The organism is Acidisoma sp. L85 (genome assembly GCF_009765865.1).
Classification (GTDB): Bacteria; Pseudomonadota; Alphaproteobacteria; order Acetobacterales; family Acetobacteraceae; genus Acidisoma.
Window position 1 is genome coordinate 5,150 of the sequence record NZ_LMUQ01000049.1, and the last position, 12,508, is coordinate 17,657.

The 12,508-nt window shown below is 60.5% G+C and carries 15 protein-coding genes and 1 pseudogene; 2 read left to right on the plus strand and 14 right to left on the minus strand.

Annotated features, from left to right (window positions below; all coding sequences use genetic code 11):
• The coding region (locus GSQ83_RS14175; protein ID WP_216850186.1) for a plasmid pRiA4b ORF-3 family protein at positions 1-266 on the plus strand (266 nt) is incomplete at its 5' end.
• Positions 267-314: 48 nt separating this feature from the next.
• Here GSQ83_RS14175 and GSQ83_RS14180 read toward each other — a convergent pair.
• The 6 genes from GSQ83_RS14180 to GSQ83_RS14200 all read right to left on the minus strand — a co-directional run bounded on the left by GSQ83_RS14180 (position 315) and on the right by GSQ83_RS14200 (position 3,857).
• A complete protein-coding gene (locus tag GSQ83_RS14180) occupies positions 315-470 on the minus strand; it encodes a hypothetical protein (RefSeq protein ID WP_158803532.1) in 156 nt (51 codons plus the stop codon).
• Complete coding sequence (locus GSQ83_RS14185; protein ID WP_158803533.1) at positions 471-1,562, minus strand: tartrate dehydrogenase; 1,092 nt, start codon at positions 1,560-1,562, stop codon at positions 471-473.
• A gap of 73 nt (positions 1,563-1,635) precedes the next feature.
• Positions 1,636-2,532, minus strand: coding sequence for an NAD(P)-dependent oxidoreductase (locus GSQ83_RS14190; protein ID WP_158803534.1), 897 nt, complete (start codon positions 2,530-2,532; stop codon positions 1,636-1,638).
• A gap of 8 nt (positions 2,533-2,540) precedes the next feature.
• Positions 2,541-2,675, minus strand: coding sequence for a hypothetical protein (locus tag GSQ83_RS30895; protein WP_256367098.1), 135 nt, complete (start codon positions 2,673-2,675; stop codon positions 2,541-2,543).
• A complete protein-coding gene (locus tag GSQ83_RS14195) occupies positions 2,672-3,592 on the minus strand; it encodes a substrate-binding domain-containing protein (RefSeq protein ID WP_158803535.1) in 921 nt (306 codons plus the stop codon). Before GSQ83_RS14195 ends, GSQ83_RS30895 begins: the two co-directional genes overlap by 4 nt.
• Positions 3,593-3,659: 67 nt before the next feature.
• Positions 3,660-3,857 carry a hypothetical protein gene (locus tag GSQ83_RS14200; protein ID WP_158803536.1) on the minus strand — a complete coding sequence of 66 codons (198 nt, stop codon included), beginning with the start codon at positions 3,855-3,857 and terminating at the stop codon, positions 3,660-3,662.
• Here GSQ83_RS14200 and GSQ83_RS14205 point away from each other — a divergent pair.
• Positions 3,857-4,069, plus strand: a pseudogene (locus GSQ83_RS14205) (ATP-binding protein); the annotation flags it as partial. The gene GSQ83_RS14200 and the pseudogene GSQ83_RS14205 overlap by 1 nt on opposite strands.
• 202 nt (positions 4,070-4,271) lie before the next feature.
• Here the strand turns inward: GSQ83_RS14205 and GSQ83_RS14210 are convergent.
• From GSQ83_RS14210 to GSQ83_RS14245, 8 genes are all read right to left on the minus strand, one after another.
• Complete coding sequence (locus GSQ83_RS14210; protein ID WP_158803537.1) at positions 4,272-4,496, minus strand: hypothetical protein; 225 nt, start codon at positions 4,494-4,496, stop codon at positions 4,272-4,274.
• A gap of 136 nt (positions 4,497-4,632) precedes the next feature.
• On the minus strand, positions 4,633-4,893 hold the full coding sequence (locus GSQ83_RS14215; protein WP_371418024.1) for a GntR family transcriptional regulator: 261 nt from the start codon (positions 4,891-4,893) through the stop codon (positions 4,633-4,635).
• 321 nt (positions 4,894-5,214) lie between these two features.
• On the minus strand, positions 5,215-6,162 hold the full coding sequence (locus tag GSQ83_RS14220; protein ID WP_158803539.1) for an alpha/beta fold hydrolase: 948 nt from the start codon (positions 6,160-6,162) through the stop codon (positions 5,215-5,217).
• Between the two features lie 82 nt (positions 6,163-6,244).
• The gene (locus tag GSQ83_RS14225) at positions 6,245-7,264 is read right to left on the minus strand and encodes an alpha/beta fold hydrolase (RefSeq protein WP_158803540.1); all 1,020 of its coding nucleotides are present in this window, start codon (positions 7,262-7,264) and stop codon (positions 6,245-6,247) included.
• A 718-nt stretch (positions 7,265-7,982) separates the two neighbouring features.
• Positions 7,983-8,762, minus strand: a complete 780-nt coding sequence (locus tag GSQ83_RS14230) for an SDR family NAD(P)-dependent oxidoreductase (RefSeq protein ID WP_158803541.1) — start codon at positions 8,760-8,762, stop codon at positions 7,983-7,985.
• A 14-nt stretch (positions 8,763-8,776) separates the two neighbouring features.
• Positions 8,777-9,799, minus strand: coding sequence for an ABC transporter permease (locus tag GSQ83_RS14235; protein ID WP_158803542.1), 1,023 nt, complete (start codon positions 9,797-9,799; stop codon positions 8,777-8,779).
• The gene (locus GSQ83_RS14240) at positions 9,796-11,343 is read right to left on the minus strand and encodes a sugar ABC transporter ATP-binding protein (protein WP_158803543.1); all 1,548 of its coding nucleotides are present in this window, start codon (positions 11,341-11,343) and stop codon (positions 9,796-9,798) included. Before GSQ83_RS14240 ends, GSQ83_RS14235 begins: the two co-directional genes overlap by 4 nt.
• Before the next feature lie 63 nt (positions 11,344-11,406).
• The gene (locus tag GSQ83_RS14245) at positions 11,407-12,492 is read right to left on the minus strand and encodes a sugar ABC transporter substrate-binding protein (protein WP_158803544.1); all 1,086 of its coding nucleotides are present in this window, start codon (positions 12,490-12,492) and stop codon (positions 11,407-11,409) included.
• Positions 12,493-12,508 lie beyond the last annotated feature (16 nt).

Consider the following 12,508-nt stretch of genomic DNA (forward strand, 5'->3'; position numbering starts at 1 on the left):
GACACCCAGGCCTGACTTCTCCATTTCTGGTCGACGCCGTCGGACGATGCCCTCCCGAAGACGTCGGTGGCCCTTCAGGCTACGAGGATTTCCTCGAGATCATGAGCAACACGGCGCACGACAGCTACGAAGAAACGCGGCGATGGATCGGCAACGACTTCGATCCCAGAACCGCCGATCTCACCCAGCTCTCGCACGCCGTTGACGCGCTTGCGACAAAATGGAGCCGAACGGCAACCAGCAGAAAGACCCGGTCTCGTATCTGATCCGCGGCGCTCGCCGAATGCATACCTCTCACCGACAAATGACCCATGCTATTTAAGCCGGTGCGAACCCCATTGCTCGGTAGGTTCGATCAACGCAGCAAACAGCGCGATGTCGCAAATCTCAGCCGTCGCCGAGCCAATGTCGCGGCGTTCAAGCTCGTTCGCACCCCGACAGATCGCCTTAGGCATGCCCAAGCCCAGCAATCATATCTCTCCTTGAGAGGCTTGATTGCGGCCAGCAATCGCCTGACAGACCGCAACTTTGACTTGCGCGGTGGTGGCCGTACCGCCGAGATCCGGCGTGACGATACCAGCCTGCGTTACCGCTTCTATGGCGGTCATCAGCCGGGAAGCGGCGGCCGGCTCCCCCAGATGCTCCAGCATCTGCACGGCGGTCCAGAAAGTGCCGATCGGATTGGCGATGCCCTTGCCGACGATGTCGAAGGCCGAGCCATGGATCGGCTCGAACATCGACGGATAGCGCCGCTCGGGATTGATGTTCGCCGTGGGAGCGACGCCGATCGACCCCGCAAGCGCGGCCGCGAGATCGGACAGGATGTCGGCGTGCAGATTGGTCGCGACGACCGTATCGATGCCAGCCGGCTGCAGCACCATGCGGGCGGCCATCGCATCGACCAGCATCTTCTCCCAAGTAACGCTGGGGAAAGAGCGGGCGACGGCAGCCGCGACCTCGTCCCACAGGACCATGCCGTGGCGTTGGGCGTTCGACTTAGTGACGACCGTGAGATGCCTTCGCGGTCGAGCTTCGGCTACCGCAAAGGCGAATCGCATGATCCGCTCGATGCCGCTTCGCGTGAAGATTGCAACCTCGGTCGCGACTTCCTCCGGATGTCCGCGATGGGTACGGCCGCCGTTTCCGGCGTATTCGCCTTCGCTGTTTTCGCGGACGATCACCCAGTCAAGCTCGCCGGGCGAACAATCGCGAAGCGGCGAGCGTAACCCGGCGAGAACGCGGGTGGGGCGGACATTCGCGTATTGGTCGAACCCCTGACAGATGGCGAGCCGCAGGCCCCAAAGCGTGACATGGTCGGGGATGGCCGAATCACCCACCGCGCCGAAATAGATCGCATCGAGGTCGCGCAGCCGATCCAGACCATCTGCGGGCATCATCACCCCGTGGCGACGGTAATAGTCCGACCCCCAATCGAAGGATGTAACCTCGACTTGGAAATTGCCATCGCGCGCGGCGATTGCTTGCAACACCTCAAGCCCGGCACCGATCACTTCAGGTCCGATGCCGTCACCGGGGATCGCGGCGATACGATGGGTCTTCATGGGAGCATCCCAAGGGTTCTCGGCAACAAGATGATGGCGCCTCTCCGGCTTGGGGACGTCGGGGGCGCGACGCCTATGTGCTGGGCTTGACGTATTTGCGCCAGTTTTGGGCTTCGCTGAAGCCGAGGACTTCGCGAGTTTTACGGTTCGACAAAAGCCCCTCGAACTCTCCCAGTTTTCCTCTTACCGCGACATTCGGGTAGTAGCGGCGCAACAATTCCGCCGTCGGCAGGTCCGATGAGGTGTCGTTGTTGACGGCATTGAAGACTTGGTAGCCGAGACCATCCTTTTCGATGCCGAGACGTATGATCTGTCCGAGATCGCGCGCGTCGATATAGCTCCATGCGATGCGGCGGCGGAAGTCGGGCTTGGCGAACCAGCCTGGGAAGAGCGCGTATTCATGCGGCTCGATGACATTGCCGATGCGGATCGCATAGATATCGGTGTCGGTGCGGCGGGCGAAGGCCTGGGCGGTCTTTTCGTTGACGATCTTCGACAGTGCATAGCTGTCCATAGGATCGACCGGATATTCCTCGTCGAGCGGGAAATATTCCGGATCACGATAGCCGTTGGCGAAGACGATACCGTAGGTGGTCTCGCTCGATGCGATGATGACCTTTGGGATGCCGAGCTTCACCGCCGCTTCGACGATATTGTACGTGCCCATGACGTTGACACGGTAGACCTCGTTATCCGGCGTGATCATGATGCGCGGAATCGCCGCGAAATGGACCACGGCGTCGATTTTCTCGGGGCGCAGGTCTGAGTCGAATTCGTGCAGGCCGGTGTAGCTCGACAAGGCGTTGAAGACCTGGCCGGAATCGGTGATGTCGGTAATGAGCGTGCGGACCTGGGGATTGGCGAGCGGCTTGGTATCCAGGTTGAGCACCCGATAGCCATGCTCGACCAGATGCTGCACCACATGACGGCCGGCCTTGCCGCTGCCGCCCGTAAAGATCACGCGCTTCATGCTCAATCCTAATTGCTGTGACACCGGGTGTTCCGGACACGCCGGAACACCCAGGCTTGGAGATAGTCTTTGAAGTGGTAGTTGTCGATGTTCTCGGCGTTGAAGATCAGCGGCTCGCTGAAGATAATTACGCCGTCGTTCACTTTGAACTCACCAAGGTCCCCGGCGTGAAGGTGGCATTGCGGGGCATGGCGCTATTGGCGGCGAGGCGCGCGACATACATGACGAGCTCGCCTTCCTTCACCTCATCCCAAAGCGGCGTCTCCTTGATCACACCGGCCTTGACGTATTGCCGGATCGCATCTGGGTCCGAGCAGCCGCCGACGATGACCTTGCCGGTCAGGCCGAGTTTCTGCACGGCGGCAGCGGCGCCGACGAGGGCCGCGGCGTCCGGGCCGATGATGCCCGTAACCTCGGGATGCGCTTGCAGAATGTTCAAGCCGGCGGTGAGGGACTGCGACACGCTGGACTGGCCGTATTGCGTGGTGACGATGGTCATCTTCGGATAGGCCGTCGCCATATAGGCCTTTAGAGCCTTGATCCACTCATTCTGGATCGTGGCGTCGGGCGTGGAAGACAGGATCGCGATCTTCGCAGCCGGCTGGATGTATTTCGCGACCGAATCCACGAGCGCCTTGCCGAACGCCGGATAGGCCGTGTTCTGGATGAAGAAGTCGCGGGCATTGGGCGCGACATCGCTGTCATAGGACACGACTTTGATGCCCTGCTTCATCGCGCGGCGCAGGCTGGGCGCAAGCTCGGTCGGGTTGTTGGACGTCGTGGTGATGACGTTGAAGCGCCGGGCGATCAGGCTGTTGAAGACATCGACCTGACCCTGCGCCGAGGCCGTCACTGGACCCGCGTAGAGAAAATCGATGTTGAGCTTGGCGGCGGCGGCCTTGGCGCCTTTCTCATTCGCCTTGAACACCGAGATCCCGATCAGCTTCGGAACCATGGCGACGTGAATGCGCTTGGAGATATCGATTTCCGCGGCAGGTGCGCTGAACGCCAGCCCGAGGAGAGCCGCCGCCAAGAAGCCAGTCGATCTTAAGTTTCTCATCGTCATTCCCTGAAGACATTGATTTTGATTGCCAAAAGTCCGGCTGACCGTGCGCGAGCTTCGTCCGTCACTCGGGGGCCTCCGTCATCTTGTCCCGGCCGGCACCCCGGATGCGCCGCAGCAGCAGCGCCAGGCCCGTTCCACGGCCGGACAGAAGATTGCGGATCGTGATGGCGGCCAGCAGGATGGCGCCGGTCACCATGGTCGTCACCATGTCGAAAAAGCCCGCGATCAGCATGCCCTGGCGGAGGAAGCCGAGGAACACGTCACGACTTGCTGGAGATCCTCGAAGAGCGTTACGGCCGGCGCTTCACGATCGTGACCAGCCAGGTCCCCGTGGAAAACTGGCATCAGCTTATTGGGGATCCGACCTACGCGGACGCCATTCTCGATCGGCTAGTACACAATGCGACACGTATCGATCTGGACGGGGAGAGCATGCGGAAAAAGCGCGGCGGTCGCGCACAAACGGCTTGACCATCAAGGGCGTCACGGAGCACGAGTTTTAAGGCCACAGTGGCTCAGGACTGGGCGACATCATCTCGGAATAGTGGGCGAGATCAAATCGGAACGATGGGCGACATCAATCCTGAATCCTGGGCGACTTCATCGGAATGCGCAGATAGGGCATTCGCGGCGCGTGGCATGGCTTGCCTCCAGGAGAACGGCTCTGCCTTACCTACGTGCGACTAATGCTTTTGGATGAGCTTTCGCCATGAAGCGGTTCGGCGCCGCCCTTGATCCTGCCAACGTGGCGGATGCCCTCCCACACTTCAGCCGTCTCTTGCGGTGCTAAAGACAGCGCGACCACCTCACGCGCGGAAGCATCATTGGCGCACGCGACTTCCCCGGTGCTCACAAGCTCGCCAGCTTCAGCAAGACGGTAAAAGCTATACACGGCCATTGAGTGACACCCCTGTATCAACGGGCGGGGTAGAGCGGGTAAATCTGTCCCTCCTGCGGCCCTTCCGGGGCAACTGTGTGAATGTCAGACAACCTTCGCGCGGCCTCGCCACGTTGTGGTCTAGCCAGCCGACAGCTCAGCTAGGCCGGCCTCCCAAAGCGCCTGCCGCGCGCGCAACAAAGGTGCCGCGGCCGACGGTTGCCGTGAGCAGCCCATTGCGATTTGCCTCGGCATAGCCGTGACTTACGGTCACCCCATCGATGGTGAGGTGCCGCGCGACGGCGCGATGCGTCGGCAGCCGATCTCCTGGCAGCAGTTGCCCGTCCCGCACAGCAGCTGCGATGGCGTTCGCCAGCTCTTGGTAGATCGGTCCGGTGCGGCCAAACAGATCTGGCAGCCAATGGGGGGCGTATCCGTTGAACTTAGTTTAGTGGGCGCCATACAGTATCAGTTCTGTTCGGATGTTGTCGGCGTAGTCCAAGCAAGAGACGCGCCGGGCAGGATGAAGTGCCGAGGCAGGTGTCTGGCGAGGAGCGTGGAACGGCCGTTTCCTCGCTCGACCCGCGCGACGCGCAGCTGTTTAAGCCGTTACGGCCACACATCTATCGAGTTTTTCACACGCGAGATGCCCACTTCTCCCGCGTTGTGATCTTACGAGAGCAAGCCATAAGTCGCAGTTGAAACTAGCTCATGCATCGAGGCATCATTCCAACCACGCTTAGGTGGGATGCACGGCTAGCAGGAACTTGACGAGTTGTTCACAAACCTCGGCAGATGCCTCGTGCTGCACCCAGTGGCCCACATTTTTGATTTCGAGGGTTCCCACCAGACCGGGGAGACCGGTGCGGAGTTGCGCTACGGGGGGATAAAGTGCCATCAAGCCATCCTCCTTTCCAACGACAAAGAAGGATGGTTGACTGATTTTCGCTCCTTTCCAGGCGCCGGACAGGTAGAAATACGGTTCAGCGGCGCGGTAGTAGTTCAAGGCACCATGAAAACCGGTACGCTGGAACTCAGCGATGTTGTGCGCGACGTAGTCGGGTCCCGCCCAAGTCGGCAATGGCCCTGGCGCCGGACGATGAAGGCTTCGAGCCGGATCTATCGGGTTCCATCCCTCGCCGGTTGGAGCAGAGCCCGATGCCCAATATAAAGCCCCAGGGATGGTGACCGCTGCGTCAGCCCAAATGTGATCGGCGTCCGGTCGAATCTGCTCGAACATGTAGAACTTGTCTTGATGACCGGACTTCCGCATGCGCTCGAAGACGCTGACGTCACCACGGGGAAAGTACGGCACGCTCAGGCAAAACACCGCCGTGAACCGATCCGGACGCATCATTGCGGCGTTCCAAGCATGCGTGGCGCCCCAGTCATGACCGACGAGGGCAGCACTGGGAATATCCAGCGCATCGAGCAGACCAACGAGGTCACCAGCCGTGTGCAGCGGCGTGTAGACGCTCGCGTCCGCTGGAGCTGAGCTGCGCCCATAGCCGCGCATATCTGGAGCGATCGCTCGATACCCAACCGACGCGATCGCTTTCATCTGCCGGCGCCATGTGTAGGAAGTATCTGGGAAGCCGTGGCAGAATACGACTGCGGGCCCTTCACCCTCCTCGATGAGGTGAAGAGAGATTCCGTTTGCCTCTATGTCGCGGTGCCTCATCGTCATTGCTCCAGGGTAGCCAGACGCTTCTGAATTGCGCGCATGATGGACTCTCGTAGTGAAGTCGCACCAGCAACAGCGAGCTTACCTACTTCAGCCTCCTCGTTTGCAGCCAAGAACGAATGGCTTGGGCGACTTCGTTCTTGCGCTCAAGAGGGAGCCAGTGGCCGCCCGCGAGATGCGTCACAGAAAGATCCCGGCAGGCGAGGCGCATTGGCTCGCCAAGGCGGCTACGATTGATGTCGCAGATAGCGTCCCACTCGCCGTTAATGAAGAGCACGGGCTGCTGTAGGGCGCCCCCACTGGGTGCGGCACGGGCGTAGGCGATGTTGGCCGCGTCGTTCAGATACCAAGCGTTGGCTGGGCGAAAGCCGTGTGCAAGGAACGCCGCACACAAAGCATCGAAATCAGTGGGCGGCCAGAGCGCGGAATCGGGCGGAGTTGCAGGCGCTCGGTGTGCCGAACCATATCGGCCTCCATTGAGGGTTAACAAGGCCGACGGAGACACCTTGCCCGCAGAGGCTGGGCTCCCACTCCGATAGATAGACGCGAGGGTGGCAGGGATGTCCGCATCGCAGTCGCTGACCGTCTGGTCGAAATGCGTGAGGTAGAAGCGGTAGTAGTCCCACTGCCCGTCCGGATACTGGTCGGCTGGATAGAGCTGACGATCAACGAGGGCTACGAGCTTCGGCAACGCGAAGCCCTCCGGCAAATAAGGGACCGACACCAGCACCAGCCCGCGGCAGCGTGCGGCGTGGTGAGCGGCCAGCGCACTTGCCACGGGACATCCCAGATCATGCCCGATCCAGATGGCCGGGTGGGCGCCCAGATGGTCGTGGAGCTCGACCATGTCCTCGACAATCTCACTTACAGCATAGGCCTCATGGGCGGTTGGTGCCGACGAGTCGCCGTAGCCACGCATATCCGGTGCGATACATCGCCAGCCATCGGACGCGAACGCCTCGATCTGCTTACGCCACATCAGGCCAATTCCCGGCCACCCGTGCAGGAAGATCATCAAAGGCCCCTCGGGCGGCCCGGCATCCCAATAGTGCATTGCGTGGCGGGACGAGCTGGAGGTGCGACCGGTCAGGGCGGAGGGCTTCATCGGCGTCTAGTCCTAAACCATTCGAGTAAGAGTCTCGGTCTTCACTCTATCCGGGCTGGGCCGGGCCTACCGCGCTTCAACTTGGCCCTCATCGAATACTTGGATCGCCCTCTGACGAAACGAGAACTCGCAGATATCGATACTCTCGGCAACCTGCATGGGAAGTTCCTGCCCCTGCAGGTCTGTTCAAATCTCGATCAACATGCCTTCGCAAGGTGTGGGAGGTCGACGCTTTGGAAGAGCCGTTCAGTCACGCGCACCTTTAAGCATTACCTGAACCGCCTGTTGCTCACCGCCTTAAGTCAACACGCGCGAAAAGGACAGTTATCGCGGGTTGATTCCATTGCGCCGGAGCATAGTTTGGTCGGGCTAATGAGCATCCCGGCGAGACGCAGGAGGTGGCGGTCAAGAACCTGGGTTTTCGAGTCTGGATCTTAGCTCATTCGGCGCCTGAATCTGCTTCAGGCAATCGTCAGCATCGCGCAAGCATTCAGCAGCGAATGCGATACATCGCCACCGGGGTCAAACCAAGATCCAGGGCCGTCGAGGGTCCGTGCTGGCTATCCAGCACGAGGGCCCTTGAGAACCGACTGAGCACAAAGGACGATGGAAAATAATAGCGCGCGCCATGCTGGGTCGAACAGCGGGCCGCGCAATGGTGGTGCGGTATGTTGCCTCCATCCGGGATGACGCCAAAAGTCTCGATCTTCCGCCGTCGCTACCAGCAGACGTAGCCGCCATCGACCAGAACGATCGAGCCGGTCATCAGACTGGACGCGTCACTGGCGAGAAACAGGATGGCGGAGGCTATCTCATCAGGCCGGCCGATGCGTCCCATGGGCGTCCCGGCCAACCATGTGTCAAAGACTATCTTATTCCCGGTGACTACGCTGCTCACGAGATCGGTGTCGATATAGGTCGGGGCTACGGCGTTGACCCGCACGCCGCGGCTGGCCCACTCGGCTGCAAGCGATCTTGTAAGATGATGCACCGCTGCCTTTGATGCATTGTAATGCGCCTGTTCCTGCGGCTTGTTGACGATGAAGCCGGACATAGAACCCAGATTGACGATACTACCTCTCCCTGCCGCCAGCATTGCCTGTCCGAAGGCGCGGGCGCACCAGAAGACCCCATTGAGATTGACGTCGAGAACCTTCAACCAGCGTTCGCCGGTCATTTCCTCCGCCGGGGTACTACTGAGGGCGATCCCGGCGTTATTGACTAGAATATCGACGGCGCCATGGTCCTTCAGGACATCGTCGCGCAGAGCTTCAACGGCCATCTGATCCGTCACGTCCAGGCGTGCCGTCTTGACGCGATAACCCTGCGCCGCGAGCACTGCGGCGGAACCTCGGACGGCGCCGTCGTCGATATCCGTCATCACCACAAGCGCTCCCGCCTGGCACAACGCTTCTGTGCTGGCGAGACCGATTCCGCGCGCGGCGCCTGTGACCACCGCCGTCCGCCCCGATAAGTTGTACTTTCCGAGATAATCCACGGTCGTTCCTTACTCTAGTGATCGCCGAGGACATTTACACGCAAGGCATCAACGGCAACCGCGATGAAGATCAGCACGCCGCCGATCATGGTGACGTAGAAGGACGGCACATAAACAATCGCGAGCCCGACATGGATGACCGTGAGCAGCAGCACGCCGCCCAGGATACCGAGCGTGCCGCCGCGCCCGCCGAAAACGCTGACACCACCGATGATCGGCGCGGCAATGGCGTAGAGCAGGAAGCCATTACCCTGGTCCGAGGTAATCGCCCCTTGCCAAGCAGCCAAAAGATAGCCCGCGATGCCCGAGATGAAGCCCGAGAGAGTGAAGGCGATAATCTTGATGCGCTGCACGCGGATTCCGGCCACAAGAGCGGCCGCGGCATTGCCACCCGTGGCATAGAGGCTGCGGCCCAGGATCGTGCGCCGCAACATGAACCCCATCGCGATGAAACCGGCGAGCAGCACCACGGGCATTAGGGGCCAGCCACCGAGAGTTGCCTGGCCGATCCAGTTGTAGCTGCCGGGCATATCCGTAATCGTGTTGCCCTGGCTGATGGCCAAAAGGCCCCCTTGCAGCGTGATCATCATGCCGAGGCTTTCGATCAGCGAGACCATCTTCAGGCGTGTGACGCAAAGACCGTTGATGAAGCCGATCATTGTCGCGACGCCGATGCCGATGATAATGCCCAGGCCGACCGGAAGCCCGAGACGCTGGATGGCGAGCGCGCCAATGGCCGAAGAAATACCCGTCACCGCACCGATTGAAAGATCAATCTCCCCAACCAGAAGCACCAAAGATTGCGCGAGACCGAGCAAACCGAGCACCGTGGCCTGAACAAGAATGTTCTGCAGGTTAGAGGTCGTCAGAAAGAAAGGATTCAAGATGCCGAAAATCAGGATCAGGCCCGCGAGCCAGATCCAGACGACATTCTGCAACACGACCTGCGCGCGCACCGCAACCGAGCGCTGGCGCTTCACCGCGAGAACGGGCGCCGCTATGCTCCCGTCCGCCGTGCGATCGGACTGTGCGGTCATGATACTATCGCTCCCTGCTCGGCCGGCACAGCCGGTGTTACAAGGTGTGGAGATGACGAGTAGGCAATTCTCAATACATCCTCCTTGGTGAGGGATGTCGCTGCCCGGTCATCGACGACCACGCCATTGACGAAAAGTAATACCCGGTCGACAGCCCGGAGCATTTCATCGAGATCGGAGGTCACGATAATGACGCTAACGCCATCACGCGTCAGGCTGGCCACAATACGGTGGACCTCTTCCTTGACGCCGACGTCGATGCCGCGCGTCGGCTCGTTGAGGATGAGCAGCCTCGGCTTGGTGGCGAGCAGCCGAGAAAGCAGGACCTTCTGCTGATTGCCGCCGCTGAGCTGGCCAACCGGCTGTGAGGCATCCCGCGCCCTGATCGACATCCGCTTGAAGAAGTCCGCAACCAAATCGCGTTCGCGCGCCAAAGAAATAACGCCTCCAGACGATATCGCGCCGAGGCTGGATAAGGTGATGTTCTTGGCAATCGAATGGATCGCAACGATACCGTCCCGGAGCCGATCGTCGGACAGGAAAGCGATGCCCTTTGCCAAGGCTTCAGCCGGATCAGCCGGTAGCGATCCGGTCAGGCCTGCGTGTTCAACCGTGCCCTCCGCTGGCACTAGCCCGTAGATGGCGCGGGCAACCTCCTGCGCACCGGCCCCCGGCAGGCCGGCGAGCCCGATGACCTCACCGGGAGCGATATCCAGATGGTCAACCCGGAAATTCGACCCGCGTAGTCCGCGGAACTGCCAGTTCGGCGGCGGGGCTTGCGCCGCCTCCGGCCCCGCACGTCCGCGCGTAAAGAGGTGAAGGCCGCGCCCCAGCACCATCTCGCTCAAGGCGCTGGAATTGACCGACGCGACCGGCTGATTATCCGTCACGAGGGCGCCGTCCCGCAGCACCGAGACGGAGTCGCAGATTTCGAGGATTTCCTCATTGTAGTGCGAGATGAACATGAAGGTGACGCCCTCGCGCTTCAGTTTCCTCATGAAGCCGAATAGGATTTGGCGGTCGGCCATTGTCAACGCGGTTGTTGGCTCATCCAAAATGATCAACCGGCCACCGCTGTGCAGGGCGCGCAGGATGTTTAGCTTGCGTCGGTCGACGGCGGAGAGGCGCCCGGCTATGGCGTGCGGATCGAGACCCGTCCCGTCTAGGTAATTAGTTGCGAGCCGGTTCATGGCCCGCACATCGACCCAGACTCCGCGGTGTGGCCAGCGACCTAGCACCAGATTCTCCGCGACCGACAGTGAACTAACGATCGCCGGCTCTTGCGTGACGAGAAAGACCCCGAGCCCTTCCATGCGTTTGACGTCCGCAGGGCCGGTTTCCTTGCCGTCGAGATGGATCTCGCCCTCTGTTGGCGTCTGCAAGCCGGACACGATCTTGACCAGCGTCGATTTGCCGGCGCCGTTCTCGCCAAGCAGGCCATGCACGGTGCCGCTGTCAACCGAGAGCGACACACCCTTAAGGGCGCTTACGCCGCCATACCGCTTGGTAAGCTCTATAGTTTGGAGCAGCCTCGTCGTGGCCATGGCGCTCGACCTTCAAATGCAGGCCGGCGCGCGCAAACGCACCGGCCTGGCACGTTTTTGAGGCTACTTGTACTTCAGGCCCCAATCGTTGTAGGTCACGTTACCCCACATGCGCTTGTCGCCAGCGTTGGAGGCGTCGATCAGGAACGGCGGAATGACGAGGCTGGGGCCGGAGGCCGAGTTGGTGATGACGCCTGACTTCCAGAAGTAGTTGTCATTCTCGTAGGGCCCGAGTGGCACGGCTTTCCCGTTCAAGGAGTATTTGGCTAACATCTCAACGGTGATCTGGCCATACGCGACAGGGTCCTGCGATATCACGCCATCCATGTAGCCCTCCTTGATCCATTGTAGGGCAATCGGCTCGCCGTCGATGTTGACGAAAATCACATGGCCGGGGTCACCGACCTTCTTCCATTTACCCTTCTGCTGCAACGCAGTGACGATTCCACGTGACGGCGTATCACTCGGCGCATGAACGGCATCAAGGTTGGGATACTCCGAGAGGGTCTCAACCGTCACGCTCAGCATGGTCTTCAACTCACCCTCAGTTGGGCGATCGAGCAATTTTATGTCCGGATATTTCTTGAAGGTCGCGTCCATGCCTTCCTTGCGCAGCCTCCAGGCGACGCTTTGGAGAGCGCCGTAGCAGTTCAAGACCGTACCCTTCGGGCTGCCATATTTTTTCTTCAGACAAGCGACGATTGCCTCGGCCGCCATGACGCCGCCTTGATAGTTGTCGAAATCGACCGTGATGGCGACATTTCCGCCAGTGGCTGGGGTGTCGATGATGCCGACCGGAATGCTTTTGGCATTGTATTTCTTGATGACACTGACGATGGCTTGGCTGTCAATGGGATCGGAGATGATCGCCGAAGGGCCGTTGAGAAGGATCGATTCCCACTGTTGCAGCTGCGTGGTGTTGTCAAAGCTGGCATTGACTGCCTGGAAGCGCCACCCCTGCGCTTCGACCGCACGCTGCACCGCTTCCTGCTGCGCGACGAAGAAGTAATAATCCAAGCTCTTGTTACTATAGGGCACAAATTTCTTGGCCGCCGCGAAGGCCGGCGCGCGACCAGCCAAAGCTGCGGCAGCAGCTCCAACCCCGGCGCCCAGAAAGCTACGACGATTCAAAGGAAGCAGGTTCTTCAAGGCGTGTCCTCCTGAT

Excerpts from the sequence above, each read along its gene's own strand:
- GSQ83_RS14235 (WP_158803542.1), bottom strand. The coding sequence starts at position 9,799 with ATGACCGCACAGTCCGATCGCACGGCGGACGGGAGCATAGCGGCGCCC.
- GSQ83_RS14225 (WP_158803540.1), bottom strand. The coding sequence starts at position 7,264 with ATGAAGCCCTCCGCCCTGACCGGTCGCACCTCCAGCTCGTCCCGCCAC.
- GSQ83_RS14210 (WP_158803537.1), bottom strand. The coding sequence starts at position 4,496 with ATGGCCGTGTATAGCTTTTACCGTCTTGCTGAAGCTGGCGAGCTTGTG.
- GSQ83_RS14240 (WP_158803543.1), bottom strand. The coding sequence starts at position 11,343 with ATGGCCACGACGAGGCTGCTCCAAACTATAGAGCTTACCAAGCGGTAT.
- GSQ83_RS14195 (WP_158803535.1), bottom strand. The coding sequence starts at position 3,592 with ATGAGAAACTTAAGATCGACTGGCTTCTTGGCGGCGGCTCTCCTCGGG.
- GSQ83_RS14185 (WP_158803533.1), bottom strand. The coding sequence starts at position 1,562 with ATGAAGACCCATCGTATCGCCGCGATCCCCGGTGACGGCATCGGACCT.
- GSQ83_RS14220 (WP_158803539.1), bottom strand. The coding sequence starts at position 6,162 with ATGACGATGAGGCACCGCGACATAGAGGCAAACGGAATCTCTCTTCAC.
- GSQ83_RS14190 (WP_158803534.1), bottom strand. The coding sequence starts at position 2,532 with ATGAAGCGCGTGATCTTTACGGGCGGCAGCGGCAAGGCCGGCCGTCAT.